Genomic DNA, 18,834 nt, shown 5'->3' on the forward strand with positions numbered 1-18,834 from the left:
CTGGGACCGCTCAGACAGCCGCAATTCCCGAAAGATCGCACGCAAAAGAGCACATCGACTTTCGCGCGATCCTTGTTCAGAGCGACCTCAACACGTCGCCAATTGCATCCAACAGCATGTCCGAGTTCTCGCGGGAGAAGACGAGGGGTGGCCGGATTTTTAGAACATTGGCATTGGGGCCGGAGGCGCTGATGAGGATGCGGCGCTCTCGCAGACCATTGACGATCCGGGTCGTCAGCGCGGCATCGGGGCTCTTGGCGGCAGGATCGGCGACGATCTCGACGCCGATGAAGAGACCGGAACCGCGCACGTCCCCGATGGCGTTGTAGCGATCGGAAAGGTTCTTGAGGCCGTCCATCAGGTAACAACCGACCTCCAGCGCATTTTGCTGCAGGCCTTCAATGCGGATCGTGTCGAGCACTGCCTTGCCGGCCGCGGCGGCGACCGGATTGCCGCCGAACGTGTTGAAATAGCGCGCCTTTGGGCCGAACTCGGCGATCACCTCGGGGCGCAGCACAATGCCCGCCATCGGATAGCCGTTGCCCATAGGCTTGCCGATCGTCACCATGTCGGGTGCAACGCCGTGGCGCTCGAAACCCCACATGGTGTCGCCCGTGCGGCCGAAGCCGGGCTGCACCTCGTCGGCGACGAAGAGGCCGCCAGCCTCGTGGATCGCGTCCACCGCCGGCTTGAGAAAACCTTTCGGGCCTTCGAAGATGCCGTCGCTGGAAAAGATGGTATCGGTGATCAGCATGGCCGGCTTGATGCCGTGACGCTTGAGATCGGCGATTGCGGCGCGCACGTCGCGGCCGAATTTTTCCATTATCTCGTCGGGCGAGTGACGGTAGCTGTCCGGCGCCGGCACAGTGCGCACATGCGGGCCGAGCGCCACGGTTTCGCCGAGCGAGGGCGAGAATTCGGCAACCGCGCTCGTCAGGCCGTGATAGGCAAGGTCCGTCGCGATGATGCCTGTGCCCCCAGTGACGAAGCGGGCAATGCGCACGGCGAGATCGTTCGCCTCGCTGCCAGTGCAGGTGAACATGGCTTGGCTGAGCGCCTCAGGGAAGGTGGCCGTCAGCGTTTCGGCATAGTCGACGATGCCTTCGTGCAGGTAGCGTGTGTGGGTGTTGAGCACGGCCGTCTGCTTCGTGATCGCCTCCACCACGCGCGGATGGCAATGGCCGAGCGAGGCGACGTTGTTGTAGGCGTCGAGGTAGCGCTCGCCGGTCGCGTCGTAGAGAAAAACGCCTTCGCCGCGCACAAGATGCAGCGGCTTTTCGTAAAACAGGCGGTAGGCGGGACCGAGCACTTTTTCTCGGCGGGCGATAAGCGCCCGTTCGCTCTCGCCGAGCCGCTCGAAATCTGCATGCGAAAAAGCATTCACCATCGACATGATCAAGCCTCGGAAAGGTTGGGCGCGAGCCGTTTCAGCCCGGCCGGAGTGAGATCGACTATGTTCTGCAGGCCGCGGCATGCAGTAGCGTGGTTGCGCATGATATAGGTCCGGTTCTCAGGAAAACGTGCGGAACGCCACTCCGCGATGATGATGGACATGGCGAGGCGGGAACGGGCGAGAAGCGGTAGCAGCTCGATTTCGGCCGGCTCCAGCGCGCGCGCCGACAGGAAGCCTTCGAGGAAGGCACCGGTGCGGGCGGCCCAGTTGTCGGTCGCAAGGTGATAGGAGAGGGCGACGGCAAGGTCATTGATCAACGGCGCATGCACCATGTCGCCGAAGTCGATGATGCCAACGACCTTCGTCGGCTCTGCCGGATCGAGCAGGATGTTGTGCGGGTTGAAATCGTTATGGATGATCTGCCGGCGCTTGATCGTGGCGATCGCCGGCAGCGACCGCTCGAACTCGGCGAGAATGGCTTCCACCTGCGCTCGGCGCTCCATGCCGACATGTTTGACTAAGGCGACCAGATCGAGCGTATGGGAAATGTCCCACATCAACTTCCCGGCGGGCGGCCGGCCATCGTAGTCCTCGAGACCTAGTCCAAGTTCCGCGAGCGCCCGGCCGACGTTGCGGCTCTGCGTCTCTGAGGCCGAGGTGCGGTATTGCAGTTCGCCGCCGAGGAAGGTGAGCAGGCGCATGATGCGCGGGCCGTCGGCGCTGGAAAGCGTGTGGTTCGGCTCGCCGCCGAGCGTCCGAACGACTCGCGGGACGGGCACGGCGGGAGCGGTGGCTTCGAGATGTAGCAGGGCTCCGTCCTGGAATTTGAGCGCTGCCGGATCTTCGGCGGGGTTGGCGATCTTGAGGATGAATTGCGCACCGTCAGTGCGCGTAAAGAGAAAGGTCTCGTCGCGCTCGCTGGAAAGACGCTTCACCGCGCCGGCGAAACCATAGACGACCGCGACGGCGGACTCGGCTTCATCGGGCGACGTCACGCTCCACGTCGCCGACATGGAGTCCGGTTTCTCGGCGGCGGGCGACTGCTCCGTCATACTTGCTCCGTTGGCGCGGTTTTCCGCATTTCCTTCGATTGTCGTTGCCGCTTGCTGACCACGGCACCGACTGCATGCCCGGCAAGCCGTTTGGCGAATGATGCCCGAGACACGTCATACTTGAAACACAGTGAAAAAGATGCATCAAGTATCTTATTATTCCATTTTGCGGACCAGTTCCATGCCTCAATTCTCGTCACTGGATCATGAGAACCTCAGCAGCGCCGTTTACAGTGCGTTGTGCGATGCCCTTATCCAGGGACGGTTCCAGCCCGGCGACCGGCTGAAGATCCGTGATCTGGCGGAACAATTCGGCACGAGCGTCACACCGATCCGCGACGCCATCCTTCGGCTTGCTAATGACGAGGCGATCACCTTCCGCTCGCCGCGCGACATCCGCATCCCGGGTTTGAGCGAAAACCGCTACCGCGAGATCCGCGCGATACGGGTGCGCCTGGAGGGACTGGCGGCGGAAACTGCCGCCCAAGTGGCGACGAGCGCGGATATCGAGGCGCTGGAACGGATCTTGCGCGAAAACGAACAAGCAATCGAGGCTGGCGACCGGCTGAGGGGCACCCAACTCAACCAGGCCTTCCACTTCCTGCTGCCGCAGATCGCCGGGCTCCCGGTGCTGAACGGTATCCTGCGGCGGCTCTGGCTGCAGATGGGACCGCACATTTCCGATGCTTATATAGAGGGCGGACGTGCGATGATCGACCATCACTACCCGGTTGTCGAAGCCCTGAAACGGCACGATTCCGCCGCCGCCTCGATGGCGATCGTCGACGACATCCTGCTCGGTGGCAAGCCGATCCTCGAGCGCATCGAACGGGGCAGTGAGCGGGAGGCGCGCCCGGCCTGACACCGCTTGGAAGAGGAGGCTTGCAATTCATGGGCGGCCCATTACGATGTATCAAGCATCAAGAGGGAACGCTCGCATGACCGAAGAATGCCGCTACATGTTGTTGACGGGAGCGAGCCGCGGGATCGGGCATGCGACGGTCAAGCTCTTCCAATCGAAGGGCTGGCGCATTCTCACCGTATCCCGCCAGTCCTTTTCCGAGGAATGCGCCTGGCCGTCCGCCCGCGAGAGCCATATCCAGGCGGACCTTGCGGATCTCACGCAGATTGACCGCCTGGCAGCGACCGTGCGCGAGCGCCTGCCGAACGGTCGGCTTCACGCGCTCGTCAACAATGCCGGCATTTCTCCGAAGGGGCCGGGCAAGAGCCGCCTCGGTGTGCTGGATACGGATGCCGATGTCTGGACGCAGGTGCTTAACGTCAATCTTGTCTCGACCGCTTTGATCGCCCGCGCGCTCATGCCGGAACTGGAAGCGGCGAAGGGCTCGATCGTCAATGTTACGTCCATCGCCGGCTCTCGCGTTCACCCTTTCGCAGGCGTTGCCTATGCGGCGTCCAAGGCGGCGCTTGCCTCACTGACCCGCGAAATGGCGCACGAATTCGGCCAACGCGGCGTCAGGGCGAATGCCATCGCGCCGGGCGAGATCGAAACGTCGATCCTGTCGCCCGGAACGGATGAACTGGTGGCAGCGGAAGTGCCTATGCGAAGACTGGGCGAACCGCGCGAAGTTGCGGAGACCATCTATTTCCTCTGCACCGAGCCATCGTCCTACATCAACGGCGCGGAAATCCACATCAACGGAGGGCAGCACGTCTGACAACGGTCAAAACCGGGAGAACCCCGTTGACCGGCAATGACCAGAATGCATCCATCGGTCGAAACGCCCAGGGGAGAAAGGGCGCGAAGGCCGGTGAGGCCGCAGCCACCGCCGCAAACAGGCGGGGTCAACGGTCTGCATGGGATCGTCAACGGAGCCGCACAGGCTCGTTCATAAACGAAGAAAAGGGGAATGCCATGAAGACAATCTTTAGGTCAGGTGTCCTGGCGGCGGCGGCCGTCGTTCTGTCGGCGGGTCTTGTTGCGCCGGTTTTCGCGCGAGATCTGACAGTCGTTTCATGGGGCGGAAACTATCAGGATGCCCAGCGCAACATCTACTTCAAACCGTTTTCCGAAAAGATCGGCAAGCCGGTACTCGACGAAGCCTGGGACGGCGGGATCGGCGTCATCCAGTCGAAGGTGAAGGCCGGCGCACCGAATTGGGATGCCGTACAGGTGGAGGCCGAAGAACTGGCGCTCGGCTGTGCTGACGGCCTCTATGAAAAGATCGACTGGGACAAGATGGGCGGGAAGGACAAATACCTAGATTCCGCCGTTAATGACTGCGGTGTCGGCGCCATTGTCTGGTCCACGGCCATCGCCTATGACGGCGATAAGCTGAAGGAAGGCCCGACTTCCTGGGCGGACTTCTGGAACGTCGAAAAGTTCCCCGGCAAGCGCTCGCTGCGCAAAGGCCCAAAATACACGCTGGAATTCGCGCTGCTCGCCGATGGCGTCTCCAAGGATGAGATCTATGACGTTCTCGGCACGGAGGAGGGGGTTGCCCGCGCCTTCAAGAAGCTCGACGAATTGAAGCCGAACATCGTCTGGTGGGAATCCGGCGCACAGCCGTTGCAGTTTCTCGCATCGGGTGAAGTCGCCATGACTTCGGCCTATAACGGCCGCATCACCGGCATCAATCGGTCGGAAGGCAAGAACTTCAAGGTTGTCTTCCCCGGCAGCATTTATGCCGTCGATAGTTGGGTCGTGTTGAAGGATGCGGAGAACAAGGATGCTGCGCAGGACTTCATCGCTTTTGCGAGCCTGCCCGAAAACCAGGCGAAGCTGCCAGAATTCGTGGCATACGGTCTGCCGAACAAGGAGGCTGCGTCCAAAGTGCCGGCGGAATTCTCCAAGGACCTGCCAACCGATCCTGCCAACATGACGGATGCCATCCCGCTCAATGTTGACTTCTGGATCGACAATGCCGAAACGCTGACGCAGCGTTTCAACGCCTGGCTCGCCCAGTAAGAACATCCGTGGTGAGGGGCGCTCCGGCGGGGCGCCCTTTCCTGCATGGCCGGGTGCGTTTCTTAAGGACGCATCCTTCGCCTTTAGCGATGGAGTCTTCCGTGGCCGAATTCATTCGATTTGACCGCATCACGAAATTCTACGGCCCGCTCTGCGTGGTCGAAAATCTCGATCTCGGCATCGAGAAGGGTGAGTTCGTCAGCCTGCTCGGCCCGTCCGGCTCGGGCAAGACGACGCTTCTGATGATGCTCGCTGGCTTCGAGCAGCCTACCGCGGGCGAAATCCTGCTCGACGGAACTGCCATCAATGCGGTGCCCACCTACAAGCGGGACATGGGTGTTGTCTTCCAGAGCTATGCGCTCTTCCCGCATATGTCAGTCGGCGACAACATCGCTTTTCCCCTCCAGATGCGGGGCATTGGCAAGGCGGGGATCGACGAGCGCGTCAAGCGCGCACTCGACATGGTGCAGCTTTCGACCCTTTCCGACCGACGGCCCTCGCAGCTCTCGGGTGGTCAGCAGCAGCGCGTGGCGCTTGCCCGGGCGCTCGTCTTCGAACCGCGTGTCGTGCTGATGGACGAGCCTCTCGGCGCGCTTGACAAGCAGCTGCGCGAGCAGATGCAGCTGGACATTCGCGATCTGCACCGCCGCCTCGGCCTAACAATCGTTTTCGTTACGCATGACCAGTCCGAAGCGCTTACGATGTCGGATCGCGTCGCCGTCTTCAACAAGGGCAAGATTGAACAGATCGGTACACCACGCCAGGTCTACGACGAACCGGCGACGCGCTTCGTCGCCGAATTCATCGGCGAGACCAATCTTGTCGAAGGTGTCGTGGAAACCGTGCAAGGCGCGGAAGCAACTGTACGTCTTCCTTCCGGGGCGCAAATCGTGTCGGCGGTTTCCGGCAGCATCGCTTCCGGCCAATCCGTCTTTCTCTCCATCCGTCCGGAACGGGTTGATCTCAGCGAGACGCGGAGTGAGGGGCGAAACGTCTTGGAAACGGAAGTTACGGATTCCGTTTATCAGGGCGATCATTTGCGCGTGCAGTTGCAGAACGCTACACACCCACTGATCGCCAAACTCGGCAGAAGGTCGCGCGAGTTTCCGCCGGGCACCAAAGTCTTTGCGGCGTTTTCGGCCGGTGATTGCCGGGTCATTGCGCCATGAGTGGAGTCTTCTCTCGCACTGGACGATCGCTGCTTCTTCTGGCGCCGTTGCTTTTCTTCCTCATCGGCTTCTTCGTCTGGCCGCTCTTCAGCATGATGGCGCAGTCCGTATCGGACCCGGCCGTGCTGCGGCTGCTGCCACGCAGCTCGGAAGTTCTGTCCGATTGGGACCGTAAGTCTCCACCCACCATACCCATGCAGATGGCGCTGATGGAGGACCTGAAAGCCGTCAACGACGATCAGGCACTTGGTGACATGGTGCGGCGCCTCAACAGCGCCCGCTCGGGTTTTCGCACGCTGATGGGGAAGACGACGAGTGCATTGAAGGAAACGGCCAACCCGCCCGTCGACCTCGTTTCCATCGACAAACGCTGGGAAAAGCCGGAATTCTGGCTGACAATCGCAGATGCACTCTCGCCCTATACCGACCGCAACCTGCTCGCCGCCGTCGATCTGGGCCGCAATGCGGCTGGTGATATCGAGCATCTGCCGCCCGACCAATCCGTCAACGGCGTGATCCTCATGCGCACCTTCTGGATCGCCGCGCTCGTCACCTTCGCCTGCGTTTGTATAGGCTTTCCCTATGCCCTCATCGCCGCCTCGCTCGACGGTTGGAAGCGTGATTTGATGCTTGGCGCCGTACTTTTGCCGCTGTGGACGTCGCTTCTGGTGCGCACCGCGGCCTGGTTCATCCTGTTGCAGGAGCAGGGTCTCATCAACGATCTATTGCGCGCCATCGGCCTCATCGATGCGCCGCTGGCGCTGATCTTCAACCGCACCGGCGTCATCATCGCCATGACCCATGTGCTATTGCCTTTCATGGTGCTGCCGATCTATTCCGTGCTCATCACCATACCGAATAACCTTATGCCGGCCGCCGCCTCACTCGGCGCGCACCCGCTGCGCGCTTTCCTGCGTGTGCTGCTGCCGCTGAGCCTCAGGGGTGTGGCATCCGGCGCTCTGCTGGTCTTCATCTCTGCGATCGGCTACTACATAACGCCGGCGCTGATCGGCGGACCGGGCGACCAGATGATATCCTCGATCATCGCCTTTTACGCTACGGGCTCGGCAAATTGGGGCATGGCTGGTGCGCTAGGGGTCGTACTGCTGATCGCAACACTACTGCTCTACAGCGTCTACGCGCGCCTCTCCAGCGACGAAGTTGGGGGGCGCTGACCATGCCGATGAAAGTAGCCAAAGCCACCTTCGCCACGCTGACGATCCTCTTCCTCGTCGCGCCGCTCATTGCCATCCTGCCGCTCGCCTTCACCTCGAGCGTGATCCTCACCTATCCAATCCCGTCGTGGTCCCTGCGCTGGTTCGAGGAACTCTTCTTCGCGGACGCCTGGCGACGGGCGATTTTCAACAGCCTGATCATCGGCACGGGCACGACGTTGCTCGCAACCGCGCTTGGCACGGCCGCGTCGCTGGGCCTGCGCAACCGCCTCCTTTTCTTTCGCGGCTCAATGCGCACACTCTTCCTGCTGCCCATGGTGGTGCCGGCCGTCGTGCTGGGTGTCGGCATGCAAGTGCTGCTGGCGGGCTTTGGCCTCACCAACAGTTACATCGGCGTGATCATCGCCCACACAGTCGTGGCGGTGCCCTTTGTGGTGGTGAGCGTCACCGGTGCGCTGGCCGGCATCGACGAACGCGTCGAGCTTGCGGCCCAGAGTCTCGGAGCTTCGCCGACCACGGTATTCCGTCGTGTCACCCTGCCGCTCGCCATGCCGGGCGTACTCTCTGGCGCTGTGCTCGCCTTTGCGACGTCGTTGGACGAAGTCGTCCTCACGCTGTTCGTCGCAGGCCCGAACCAACGGACGTTGGCGCGGCAGATGTTTTCCAGCATCCGTGAAAACATCAGCCCAGCGATCGCGGCAGCGGCCTTTCTCTTCATCGCAGGGACGGCCTTGATCGGCCTCGTTGTCGTTGTGTCGCGCTTGATGATTGCGAAGCGGCGCTAAGCGACGGGGAGCACAGCGCCGGCGGCTCCTAACATCACGCCGCAGCCGGCGGCGAACATCTGCAGGATTGCCGCTGCTGCAAGTGAGATCATTGATCCTGTCGTGAAGCCACAATTAAACTTACCCCTCAAGCATCCCACTAACTTGCCCGCAACACGTAAAACGCGCCGTTGGCGCCGCGCACCAGCGACCACAAGCTGTCTGGACCGTTCGCGAAAGTCGATCGGATGACTGCCAGGAACACCTTTGCGATCCTAGTGACCTCAGCGCGCGCGCATGATCACGTTGCCAATGACCAACTCGATCATCGCTTCCCCAGTAGGTCGCGACTACTCGCAAGGCGCCACAACTTGCGACAAGATCGATGCGTCCCTGGCTTCCTCGTACTCTGTTTTCATTGTTCTTATCTCACCGCTCTTCGCGGTGGAGGGTCTGATGTCCAACAATGAATTTTTTGCGCTGCAACTCATCGAAAATATACCAAGTCACGTTTGGTCGACGGATCCCGGCGGTCGCTTCACCTATGTGAATCCGAGTATGCAGGTTCGGATTAGCGATCCTGAGTGTGCTCAGGGGCACCTGAACTCGAGCGCGGCTCATATGTCAGGTGAGGTTTCGCCTGCGGAGCGCGGATGGCATGTCGTTCTCGGTCCGATCCGTCCGTGGGCTGCAGCATCTTGCGAAATTCATCCCGTTTCTCGTGAATGGATGCAATCACCACGCCCATCGGGATGCCGATGCCAACGAGTACTGCCTGTGAGAGCTGGAGGCTGGCTTCGATGGTCTCCGGCACTGCGTCGGTGACTTTCAGCTCGTACAATTCCGTTGCATGCACTGCGTCGCGCGCGCGGGCGACAATGGTAAGATCCGACCGCTCCGATCGCGCCGCGCGGACGATAGATTCAACCGCGTCGGGTTTGTCCAAGGTCACCACAAGCGCGCGGGCGCTCTGGATGCCACAACGTCGAAGCAACTCGATCCGGGTGGCATCGCCATAGTAGACTGTGGGACCGCGGGCTCGCTCATTGGCGACTAGCACGGGATCGGCATCGATTGCCAGGAACCTAAGCTCGTGCCGTGAAAGCATCTCGGCAACCAATTGTCCGACACGCCCGTATCCGACAACGATCACGCGCTCCAGACCGTCGTCATGTTGGGGTGTCAATCCTGCGAACGCAGCTTCATCGATATCGGCATTCCCTCTGGCACCGCCCAGTAGCCGGATCAGAAGGGGGATACCAACCATCGTCAACGTCGCCGCGACCGTGGCAGTGGCGCTGGCTTCGTCAGGGACGACGTTGCCCGCCACAGCTGCGCCGATGAGGATCAATGCGAACTCGCCGCCGGGGCCCAGTACAACTGCCAACTCGCCCGCCCCCCGGTTCGGCAGGCCCATTTGGCGCGCGATGGGGAACATGATCACTGCCTTTAGGGCGAATAGACCGATCGCGACGCCCACTGTAACGAACGGGTTGGCAATGATCTCCGACAGATCAAGACGGGCTCCAACCGAAACGAAGAAGAGGCCGAGAAGCAGACCCTGGAAGGGCTGGATCGTGACCTCGATCTGTCGGCGATACTCGGTTTCAGCCAGCAGGAGCCCGGCGACGAAGGCGCCCAGAGCCATGGACTGACCACTGAGCTCGGTGACAAGACCAGCGCCAATGACCACCAATAAGCAGGCAGCGACGAACAATTCGCTACTCTTTGTTGTGGCGACCAGCTTGAAAAGGGGCCTAAGAATTAGGCGACCCAGCCCGGCCATCGCAAACAACACAACTGCGGCAGGCGCTAGCGCATACAACAAGCCGGCGCCGAGTCCCGTTCCTTCACGTGCACCCAACACCGTTACCATGAACAGCAGAGGCGCCACCGCAAGGTCCTGGAAGAGCAACACGGCGAAACTTGCTCGTCCAACCGTGGTGTTAAGCAGTTTGCGTTCGACAAGCGACGGCAGAATGATAGCCGTCGATGACATCGCGAGCGCGCTTCCAAGCACCACCGCTGAAGCTGGAGTTTGACCTAGCAAGCCAGCGACGGCCGCAAGGACAGCTGTCGAGGCGAGAACCTGCAAGCCGCCTAGGCCGAAGACGAGTTTGCGCATCAGCAGAAGGCGATTCCACGACAGCTCGAGCGCAATCATGAAGAGAAGGAATGCCACGCCGAATTCAGCCAGATACGCGATCTGCCCAACATCTGTTATGGAGATTGCGGAGAGCCACGGCAAATCTCGCGCGAGAGCTCCGAGACCGAAGGGGCCAAGCATCATGCCGGCGGCGAGGAATCCAAAGACCGGACTCAATTTCAAGCGCCCAAACAGAGGCACAATTATGCCGGCCGTCGCCAGAAACAGTAGAAGCTCCTTATAGTTTTCTGGTCCTGGCGTCATTGACAACTCCGACCGGAGCGCAAAACGCGCGCCGGGTTGCTACTCCGAACCGATGCCGTCCCCTCTCACGGACTACTCCCATTTCAGATGATAGTGTCTCCGGTGAGATAACATCAAGGACGAGGAGTCTCGACCTGCTGGCTCTGGCCGACCCGTTCAAGGCGACTCGGTCCGCCTGGCGTTGGGAAGTCCCATCTCGCGATTGCGCTTGGAAGAGAGGTCCGTCAAAACTACACGGTGTTGTTCACAACGGCGCAGGCATTGGTCGCAACGCTCGTGAGAGCACATGGCGAAGGACGCTTGGAAGAACGACTTGGGTTTCTCGCCAAGACCAAGCTGCTCATCATCGACGTGCTTGGCTATCTTCCGCCTGAGCCCAATGCAGCCAATTTATTTTTCCAGCTCGTATCGAGGCGCTATGAGCGGGGTGCAATGCTCGTCACCTCCAACCGCAATGTCGGAGAATGGGGAACAGTGTTCGGCGACTCCGTCGTGGCAACTGCTATCTTTGATCGGTTGCTGCACCACAGCCACGTCATCACAATCCGTGGCGGCAGCTACAGGCTACGAGAAAAGCGCCGTAGCGGGCTTCTACAGAAGTCCACTACGGCAGCCGGTATGGAGAGTAACTAACACCCTTGGCGGACCAGCGTGTCGCCCAAGGACCAGTTCACGATGACGCTTGATAAGATCATTCGGAACACCGAACGCGCAAGCCATTCTCCGTTCGGAAATCCGAACATTGTCCAACGGCTCGGCAAACCGGAACGTTTGACTTCAATGACTTAGCGGCACGGCTCGGGCCTGCTCGAGTTGGCACGCGTGTTGCTCTCTTCAGGTGACACTCGCTCGGCAGCGGGTGGATGGAGAGGAGTAAAACGCCCGATGACTGTTGCCTTAAGCCGTACAGAGCATGACCTGCTCGGGAACCGTGAGGTTCCCACGGACGCCTACTATGGCGTTCACACCCTGCGTGCCGTCGAGAACTTTGCGGTGACCGGCATTCCGATTTCACACTATCCGGATCTGATCCGCGCGCTCGCGCAGATCAAGATGGCGGCGGCGCGGGCGAACATGGAGCTGGGACAGCTCGATGCCGAGAGGGCCGAGGCGATTGTTGCCGCCTGCCGCGAAATCGAGGCCGGTGCGCTCAACGATCAGTTCGTGGTGGACGTGATCCAGGGAGGAGCCGGTACGTCCACCAACATGAATGCCAACGAGGTCATCGCCAACCGGGCGCTCGAGGTCCTGGGCCACGCCCGCGGCGACTACCGGCGACTGCACCCGAACGAACATGTCAATCTCGGCCAGTCAACCAACGACGTCTATCCGACGGCGCTGAAGCTTGCGACCTACAGCGGGATCTTCCGCCTGATCGATGCAATGGCCTATCTCCGCGCAGCCTTCGAACGCAAGGCAGACGAATTCCACGACATCCTAAAGATGGGGCGGACCCAACTGCAGGATGCAGTGCCGATGACGCTGGGGCAGGAGTTCTCCACCTATGCGGTGATGCTGGGCGAGGACGAGCAGCGGCTGCGCGAGGCCGCACTGCTGATCCGCGAGATCAATCTCGGCGCGACTGCCATCGGCACGGGCATCACTGCCCATCCCGATTATGCGGCTCTGGTTTGCCAGTTGCTCGCGGAGGATAGCGGCGTGCCCGTGATCACTGCGCCCAATCTCATCGAAGCCACGCAGGATTGCGGTAGCTTCGTTCAGCTTTCGGGCGTCTTGAAGCGCGCCGCGGTCAAGCTTTCCAAAGTCTGCAACGATCTTCGCCTGCTCTCCAGCGGACCGCGGGCGGGCTTCGGGGAGATCAACCTGCCGCCGCGCCAGGCTGGCTCCTCAATCATGCCCGGCAAGGTCAATCCGGTCATCCCTGAACTCGTCAACCAGATCGCCTACGAGGTGATCGGCAACGACCTGACGGTGACCTTTGCGGCCGAGGCAGGCCAGCTCCAGCTTAACGCCTTCGAGCCAATCATCGCCCACAGCCTGTTCAAGAGCATCGGCCACCTCAGTCGGGGATGCCTGATCCTCGCCGACAAGTGCGTCGACGGCATCACCGCGAACCGCGAGCGCCTGGAGGCGAGCGTGCTGGGTTCGATCGGCATCGTCACCGCGCTCAACCCCATCATCGGCTACGCCAATGCGACCGAAGTCGCGGCGGAGGCGCACCGAACCGGAAAGGGCGTCGCCGAACTCGTGGAGGCGCGCGGGCTGATGACCGCCGAAGCGCTCGCCGAAGTCCTGCGCCCCGAGGCGCTGACCCAACCGCGCCCGATCACGGCGTGCAGCTGAACCATCCATCTGTTGACTGAAAAACCGTCCGGATGAACCGGGCGGGGGAGGAAGGAGATTATCATGAAGATAAACAAGCAGACGACCTGGATCGTCATCGCAATGATACTGGGCGTTTTCGTCGGCTACGGCTGCAACGTGCTTTCGGGCAGCCCGGCCGTGGCAAAGGATATCGCCGGCTATTTCGCGATGGTGACCGACATTTTCTTGCGGCTGATCAAGATGATCATAGCGCCGCTGATTTTCACGACCCTCGTCGCCGGCATGGCTGGCATGGGCGATGCCCGGACCGTCGGCCGTATCGGCGGCAAGGCGCTCGGCTGGTTCCTGATGGCGTCGCTCGCGTCGCTGGCAATCGGCCTCGTCTTCGCCAATCTTTTCCAGCCCGGCGCCAATGTTGGCGTGCCGTTGCCCGATGTCTCGGCCTCGGCCGATCTGAAGACTTCCTCGCTCAATCTCAAGGACTTCATCACCCACGTCTTTCCCCGCAATATCTTCGAGGCGATGGCGAATAACGAGATCCTACAGATTCTCGTCTTCTCGGTATTCTTCGGTCTCGCCCTCGGCAGTTTGAAGGACACGAAGGCTCGCGCCCTGATCGAGGTCATCGAAGGCGCCGTCCCGGTCATGCTGAAGGTGACGGATTATGTGATGCGTTTCGCACCGGTCGGCGTCTTTGCCGCCGTCGCCAACGTGGTCACCGTCCAGGGCCTCGGCATCCTGATGGTCTACGGCAAGTTCGTCGGCAGCTTCTACGCAACGCTCGTCGTGCTTTGGGCCGTGCTGATCGGCGCAGGCTTCCTGGTGCTCGGCGCAAACGTGTTCCGACTAGTCAGGGAAGTGCGCCAGCCGATGCTTGTCGGTTTTTCCACCGCTTCCAGCGAAGCGGCCTACCCGCGCGTTATGGAGAAGCTGGAAGACTTCGGCGTGAAGGAGCGTGTCATCGGCTTCGTTCTGCCGCTTGGCTATTCGTTCAACCTTGACGGCTCGATGATCTATACGGCCTTTGCCGCTCTGTTCATTTCGCAGGCCTACGGCCTGCCGCTCACCATGGAGCAGCAGATCGTCATGCTGCTGGTCCTCATGGTTTCGAGCAAGGGCATCGCCGGTGTGCCGCGCTCCGCGCTGGTTGTTGTCGCCGCCGTTCTACCGATGTTCAACCTGCCGGAGGCGGGCGTGCTGTTGATCATGGGTATCGACCATTTCCTCGACATGGGGCGCACCGCCACCAACGTGCTCGGAAATGCGATTGCCACCACGGTCGTCGCCAAGTGGGAAAACGCGCTCGACATTCCTGAAGACGCGAAAGAGCGCACACGCGAAAGACTGGTCGCGGCTGAATAGGCGGATGCCCGAAAACAAACTGCCCGCTTTCACTTAAGAAGGCGGGCAGTTTCCCGCCCGCCCGCTCGCTCGGTCTCATCGGATGTGGTAGGGAGCCGGATCAACAACACTACGGCGTGCGCATCCGTTTCCATTCGTTCCCATGTCGATCGCCTCTTTCATTCGCAAATACGGTTTGTTGCTGCCCGGCCTTGTCGCTGTAGCGCTCGCCGCCGGCATTGCCGGCTTTCGCGTCAGCGAGAACCTGGGGCTCGCTGAGTTGCAAAGAACGGGAACCCAACGCCTCGAAGTCTACGCCACCAGCCTGAACAGGCAGATCGACAAATACGCCTACTTCCCGGCGACGCTTGGCCTGGAGCGGGACGTAATCGACCTGGTCGCGCGCGGAAAACCGCTCACCGACACTGTCAACCGCTACCTCGAGCAGCTCAACCACCGGGCGGGCACGCTGTCTATCTATCTGCTCGACCGGCAAGGGCATGTGGTAGCTGCCAGCAACTGGAACCGATCTGACAGCTTTATCGGAGAGGACCTGTCCTACCGCTCCTACTTCACAGATGGCATGCGGGGCCGGCCCGGCCGGCTCTTTGGCATCGGCATCACCCGCGGCGAGCCGGGCTACTATCTCTCTTCGCCTTTGCTCGCGAATGGCGAGGTTGTAGGCGTTGCCGTGGTCAAAGTCAGTCTTGAACAATTGGAGCAGTCCTGGGCGACCGTCGAAGTGCCCGTCATCGTCACTGATCAGAACGGTGTTGTCATCCTCGCGTCCGTGTCATCCTGGAAATTCACGACGCTGCGCCCGTTGCCGGATCAAGAAAGGCGGCGGCTGGAGCGCAGCCTGCAATATAACGCCCGCCCGCTTCCCTCGCTCGGCCTGACGCGTGAGGAGGCTTTCGATGAAAATGCTGTCCTCGTGCGCCTTGCTCCGCCGGCGGACGTCGACGGCGGCTCCAAGTTGTCCGGCAATTTTCTGGCGCAGACTGCTCCCATGGGCGACACTGGCTGGTCGCTGACCGTGCTCTCGCCCGCCGGCGAGGTCAGGGCTATCGCCTGGACGCGCGCCGCGCTGGCGGCGATCGCCAGTGCCTTCGTCGGCATCGTGCTGGTGCTGCTCGACCAGCGGCGCCGGCATCTGCGCGACCGGCTACGGGCGCGAGAGGCGTTGCAGCGCGCCCATGACGAACTGGAGCGCAAGGTGGAGGAGCGGACACGGACGTTGCGCGCGGCGCAGGACGAGCTTGTCCATGCTGCCAAGCTGGCAACGATCGGCCAGATTTCCGCAGGCCTTGCCCATGAAATAAATCAGCCTCTCGCAGCGTTGCGCACGCTTTCCGGCAATGCGGTCAAGTTCCTCCGTCGCGGCGACCTAGCGACCGCCGAGCACAATCTGGACCGGATCGGCAGCATCGTCGATGGTATGGGCACGCTGACCAACCAGCTCAAGTCCTTCGCCCGCAAATCCTCCGGCATGCCGGGCCCGGTCGACGTCCGACGCGCCGTCGACAACGCGCTGTTCCTGCTCGACCAGCGCTGGCGCCGCGCAAACGTGACCGTAACCACCGAGATGGGGGCGGACGAAATGACGGCGCTCTGCGACGCCAACCGCCTGGAGCAGGTCATGGTCAACCTGATTGCCAATGCGCTGGATGCGATCGAGGGCATTGCGACACCCATGCTGCGCCTTCGCGGCCGGCGCGAAGCGACGCGCGTGATCGTGGAGGTCCATGACAATGGGCCGGGTCTGCCGGAAGACGTGCGCGAGCACCTCTTCGAGCCATTCTTCACGACCAAGGAAAGCAACAGGGGATTGGGGCTCGGCTTGGCCATTTCATTGGAAATCGTGCACCATTTCAGTGGAACGCTGTCGGGGGCGAACCATCCCGAGGGCGGCGCGGTTTTCACCGTCGCTCTTCCCGCAGCCGATATCGGAGAAACGCCATGGGCGACAACCTCAAGGTCCTGATCGTCGAGGACGAACCGAACGTCCGGCTCGGGTGCCAGCAGACGCTGGAGCTCGAAGGCATGGAGGTCGAGGCGGTCGAAAGCGCCGAAAAGGCACGGCAGCTCGTTGCTGCGGATTTTCCGGGTGTCGTCGTTACCGACATCCGCCTGCCGGGCGATGACGGCATGGCCCTGATGCATGACCTGCTACGGCAGGATCGCGACCTGCCGGTGGTCCTGATGACTGGTCATGGTGATGTTTCTCTGGCGGTCCAGGCAATGAAGGACGGAGCGCACGACTTCATTGAGAAGCCGTTCTCGCCCGATTATTTCGTCGAGATCGTGCGGCGGGCGCTGGAAAAACGCACGCTGACGCTGGAGGTGCGCGAACTGCGCGCGCGACTTGAGAACAGGCAATCGACCGCCAGCCGCATCATCGGGGATTCTGCTGCCATCGAGCGCGTACGCCATCTCATCGGCGAGCTTGGAAATAGCGCAGCCGACGTGCTGATTCAGGGCGAGACCGGGACCGGAAAGGAGCTCGTCGCGCGCTGCCTACATGATGCGAGCCCAAGGCGTAGCGGCAATTTCGTCGCCATCAATTGCGGCGGCGTGCCTGAGAACCTGTTCGACAGCGAAATCTTCGGCCATGAGCCTGGAGCCTTCACCGGCGCCGCCAAGCGCCGGATCGGCAAGATCGAGCACGCCAATGGCGGCACGCTGTTTCTCGACGAGATCGAAAGCATGCCAATGGCCATGCAGGTCAAGCTGCTCAGGGTGCTGCAGGAGCGCACGCTCGAGCGCCTCGGGTCAAACACCCCGATCCTCGTCAACTGCCGTGTCATCGCGGCGACCAAAGTCGATCTGGCAGTGCTTGCCGAAAAAGGTGAATTCCGTGCTGATCTCTATTATCGCCTGAACGTCGCGACACTGCCCCTGCCGCCCCTGCGCGAAAGGCGCGAGGACGTCGGTCTCCTGTTCGAGCATTTTGCTCTACAGGCTGCATCACGCCACGAGCGCCCCGTGCTCGCGCCTGACGCCGAACGCACGCGACGTCTGCTCGCTTACAACTGGCCCGGCAACGTGCGCGAGTTGCGCAATGTCGCCGAGCGCTGCGTGCTGGGGATCGCAGCCGGCTTCCCGCCCTTTGGTGGGGCTACAGGCACCGCTCCTCGGCCGCTGGCGCGAACCGTCGAAGCCTTTGAGCGTGCCCTCATCGCCGAAGCCCTCTCCCGTAACAGCAACAGCCTGGCCCGCGTCAGCGAGGAATTGCTGGTGCCGAAGGCGACCCTGCACGACAAGATCCGTAAATATGGCTTGTCGTGATGCTGGTCCATCGGTGTTGGGTTTCGGTGTGGCTATATCGTTCTCGCTTCAAATAGACTCCGCCGGCATGCCGCCGGGAGGTGCTGCGTCTTGACTACGGCGATGCGGAAGATCGCGTTTGCCGCGCCATAGCCGCGGTAGCTGTCGCGATGCACGATTTCGAAGAAGAAGCCTTCGCCCCGCAGGGGGCGACGCCGATATTATCCCCTTGCCCTACGCGGAGAGCGACTCGGATGCTTCCGTTCTGGCTAAAAAAAGCGAAACGTTCGGTCCGCGCCGCTGCTTTACGGCTTCAACAGCGCGCACACCACCGAGGTCTAGATATTGTCGATCCGGTACTCGGGCAGGGCACCCAACTCGAACCTTTGGGCCTGATGAGCTTACCCACTTGGGGGATGGACTATTCGCCGGTACTCGTCCGAGAGAAAGAGCGCCTGATGCGGTCGGCGAAAGGTCTGTCAGTCATTGCTGCCTTGCGCCAGAAATTGTACGAGCGCCGAAACAAGGGCTTCTGCGCTGTAGTAATCCAAAGGGACTTCGATGTTCGCGCCCGTGAATGAGGTCAGTTCAAGTGTCCCAAGAAGCGGCTCCCGTGAGACGATACTGATTTCGAAACCCTGAAACTCCGCGGTTATTGTGGTTCGATCGTCTTCCATCTCTATCCCCTCCAGGCAAATACGCTGGCAATAGAGCGCTGAAAGGTTGGCACATCTCACCGCACTCCCTCGTATATAAGCTATACGTAATATAACTCACCTTCAAGGCCGACGAAAGCCGTCCCCCCCCAGGCCAGAAGAGCCGCGTCTCATTAAAGGCGGAGATTGCGGGTGCGATTGTGGGGGTCGACGTCCGTTCTGACGATCTCAAGACGCTGGTTCTGGACGAAAACCTGTCAGGCAGCCGATCGCCGCTCGCCTATGCGCAGCCGATGACGTTGGCCCCACAACGGCAGCGGGACTAACGGGTGCGCCCTTGACCCGTTGGGAACTCACAACCTGGCAGCGGCGATTTCCCAACCTTCCAGATT

14 protein-coding genes and 1 pseudogene are annotated in these 18,834 nt (G+C 61.3%); 11 read left to right on the forward strand and 4 right to left on the reverse strand.

Going from position 1 to position 18,834, the window contains the following annotated elements; genetic code table 11:
* Window positions 1–76: 76 nt before the first annotated feature.
* On the reverse strand, window positions 77–1,393 hold the full coding sequence (locus ACTJKM_RS25200) for an aspartate aminotransferase family protein (RefSeq protein ID WP_058327938.1): 1,317 nt from the start codon (window positions 1,391–1,393) through the stop codon (window positions 77–79).
* A 2-nt stretch (window positions 1,394–1,395) separates the two neighbouring features.
* Entirely contained in the window at window positions 1,396–2,445 is a 1,050-nt protein-coding gene (locus tag ACTJKM_RS25205; protein ID WP_058327937.1) for a phosphotransferase, read from the reverse strand.
* A gap of 181 nt (window positions 2,446–2,626) precedes the next feature.
* On the opposite strand from ACTJKM_RS25205, the gene ACTJKM_RS25210 reads away from it, so the two are divergent.
* The 6 genes from ACTJKM_RS25210 to ACTJKM_RS25235 all read left to right on the forward strand — a co-directional run bounded on the left by ACTJKM_RS25210 (window position 2,627) and on the right by ACTJKM_RS25235 (window position 8,503).
* Window positions 2,627–3,307 carry a GntR family transcriptional regulator gene (locus ACTJKM_RS25210; RefSeq protein ID WP_058327936.1) on the forward strand — a complete coding sequence of 227 codons (681 nt, stop codon included), beginning with the start codon at window positions 2,627–2,629 and terminating at the stop codon, window positions 3,305–3,307.
* 76 nt (window positions 3,308–3,383) lie between these two features.
* A complete protein-coding gene (locus ACTJKM_RS25215) occupies window positions 3,384–4,124 on the forward strand; it encodes an SDR family NAD(P)-dependent oxidoreductase (RefSeq protein ID WP_053248532.1) in 741 nt (246 codons plus the stop codon).
* A gap of 197 nt (window positions 4,125–4,321) precedes the next feature.
* On the forward strand, window positions 4,322–5,374 hold the full coding sequence (locus tag ACTJKM_RS25220) for an ABC transporter substrate-binding protein (RefSeq protein ID WP_082663576.1): 1,053 nt from the start codon (window positions 4,322–4,324) through the stop codon (window positions 5,372–5,374).
* A gap of 89 nt (window positions 5,375–5,463) precedes the next feature.
* Window positions 5,464–6,543, forward strand: coding sequence for an ABC transporter ATP-binding protein (locus ACTJKM_RS25225; protein WP_058327935.1), 1,080 nt, complete (start codon window positions 5,464–5,466; stop codon window positions 6,541–6,543).
* The gene (locus ACTJKM_RS25230; RefSeq protein ID WP_440661187.1) at window positions 6,540–7,718 is read left to right on the forward strand and encodes an ABC transporter permease; all 1,179 of its coding nucleotides are present in this window, start codon (window positions 6,540–6,542) and stop codon (window positions 7,716–7,718) included. Before ACTJKM_RS25225 ends, ACTJKM_RS25230 begins: the two co-directional genes overlap by 4 nt.
* A gap of 2 nt (window positions 7,719–7,720) precedes the next feature.
* Window positions 7,721–8,503, forward strand: coding sequence for an ABC transporter permease (locus ACTJKM_RS25235; RefSeq protein WP_058327933.1), 783 nt, complete (start codon window positions 7,721–7,723; stop codon window positions 8,501–8,503).
* A gap of 550 nt (window positions 8,504–9,053) precedes the next feature.
* Here ACTJKM_RS25235 and ACTJKM_RS25240 read toward each other — a convergent pair.
* A complete protein-coding gene (locus tag ACTJKM_RS25240; RefSeq protein ID WP_058327932.1) occupies window positions 9,054–10,892 on the reverse strand; it encodes a cation:proton antiporter domain-containing protein in 1,839 nt (612 codons plus the stop codon).
* 165 nt (window positions 10,893–11,057) lie between these two features.
* Between ACTJKM_RS25240 and ACTJKM_RS25245 the strand changes: the two are divergent.
* The 5 genes and pseudogenes from ACTJKM_RS25245 to ACTJKM_RS25265 all read left to right on the forward strand — a co-directional run.
* A pseudogene (locus tag ACTJKM_RS25245) lies at window positions 11,058–11,525 on the forward strand (ATP-binding protein); the annotation flags it as partial.
* Between the two features lie 252 nt (window positions 11,526–11,777).
* Complete coding sequence (gene aspA / locus ACTJKM_RS25250) at window positions 11,778–13,196, forward strand: aspartate ammonia-lyase (RefSeq protein WP_058327930.1); 1,419 nt, start codon at window positions 11,778–11,780, stop codon at window positions 13,194–13,196.
* Window positions 13,197–13,259: 63 nt separating this feature from the next.
* A complete protein-coding gene (locus ACTJKM_RS25255) occupies window positions 13,260–14,540 on the forward strand; it encodes a dicarboxylate/amino acid:cation symporter (protein WP_058327929.1) in 1,281 nt (426 codons plus the stop codon).
* Window positions 14,541–14,682: 142 nt separating this feature from the next.
* Complete coding sequence (locus tag ACTJKM_RS25260; protein WP_440661189.1) at window positions 14,683–16,503, forward strand: sensor histidine kinase; 1,821 nt, start codon at window positions 14,683–14,685, stop codon at window positions 16,501–16,503.
* On the forward strand, window positions 16,479–17,807 hold the full coding sequence (locus tag ACTJKM_RS25265) for a sigma-54-dependent transcriptional regulator (RefSeq protein WP_440661191.1): 1,329 nt from the start codon (window positions 16,479–16,481) through the stop codon (window positions 17,805–17,807). The genes ACTJKM_RS25260 and ACTJKM_RS25265 overlap by 25 nt, the downstream gene beginning before the upstream one ends.
* Before the next feature lie 458 nt (window positions 17,808–18,265).
* Here the strand turns inward: ACTJKM_RS25265 and ACTJKM_RS25270 are convergent, their stop codons facing one another.
* Entirely contained in the window at window positions 18,266–18,463 is a 198-nt protein-coding gene (locus ACTJKM_RS25270; RefSeq protein ID WP_057255141.1) for a hypothetical protein, read from the reverse strand.
* Between the last annotated feature and the right edge of the window lie 371 nt (window positions 18,464–18,834).

Source organism: Ensifer sp. 22460 (genome assembly GCF_052044935.1).
Taxonomy (GTDB): domain Bacteria; phylum Pseudomonadota; class Alphaproteobacteria; order Rhizobiales; family Rhizobiaceae; genus Ensifer.

What these genes read in the sequence shown, in the direction of transcription:
- ACTJKM_RS25200 (WP_058327938.1), bottom strand. Translation starts at nt 1,393, where the DNA reads ATGTCGATGGTGAATGCTTTTTCGCATGCAGATTTCGAGCGGCTCGGC.
- ACTJKM_RS25205 (WP_058327937.1), bottom strand. Translation starts at nt 2,445, where the DNA reads ATGACGGAGCAGTCGCCCGCCGCCGAGAAACCGGACTCCATGTCGGCG.
- ACTJKM_RS25210 (WP_058327936.1), top strand. Translation starts at nt 2,627, where the DNA reads ATGCCTCAATTCTCGTCACTGGATCATGAGAACCTCAGCAGCGCCGTT.
- ACTJKM_RS25215 (WP_053248532.1), top strand. Translation starts at nt 3,384, where the DNA reads ATGACCGAAGAATGCCGCTACATGTTGTTGACGGGAGCGAGCCGCGGG.
- ACTJKM_RS25220 (WP_082663576.1), top strand. Translation starts at nt 4,322, where the DNA reads ATGAAGACAATCTTTAGGTCAGGTGTCCTGGCGGCGGCGGCCGTCGTT.
- ACTJKM_RS25225 (WP_058327935.1), top strand. Translation starts at nt 5,464, where the DNA reads ATGGAGTCTTCCGTGGCCGAATTCATTCGATTTGACCGCATCACGAAA.
- ACTJKM_RS25230 (WP_440661187.1), top strand. Translation starts at nt 6,540, where the DNA reads ATGAGTGGAGTCTTCTCTCGCACTGGACGATCGCTGCTTCTTCTGGCG.
- ACTJKM_RS25235 (WP_058327933.1), top strand. Translation starts at nt 7,721, where the DNA reads ATGCCGATGAAAGTAGCCAAAGCCACCTTCGCCACGCTGACGATCCTC.
- ACTJKM_RS25240 (WP_058327932.1), bottom strand. Translation starts at nt 10,892, where the DNA reads ATGACGCCAGGACCAGAAAACTATAAGGAGCTTCTACTGTTTCTGGCG.
- aspA (WP_058327930.1), top strand. Translation starts at nt 11,778, where the DNA reads ATGACTGTTGCCTTAAGCCGTACAGAGCATGACCTGCTCGGGAACCGT.
- ACTJKM_RS25255 (WP_058327929.1), top strand. Translation starts at nt 13,260, where the DNA reads ATGAAGATAAACAAGCAGACGACCTGGATCGTCATCGCAATGATACTG.
- ACTJKM_RS25260 (WP_440661189.1), top strand. Translation starts at nt 14,683, where the DNA reads ATGTCGATCGCCTCTTTCATTCGCAAATACGGTTTGTTGCTGCCCGGC.
- ACTJKM_RS25265 (WP_440661191.1), top strand. Translation starts at nt 16,479, where the DNA reads ATGGGCGACAACCTCAAGGTCCTGATCGTCGAGGACGAACCGAACGTC.
- ACTJKM_RS25270 (WP_057255141.1), bottom strand. Translation starts at nt 18,463, where the DNA reads ATGGAAGACGATCGAACCACAATAACCGCGGAGTTTCAGGGTTTCGAA.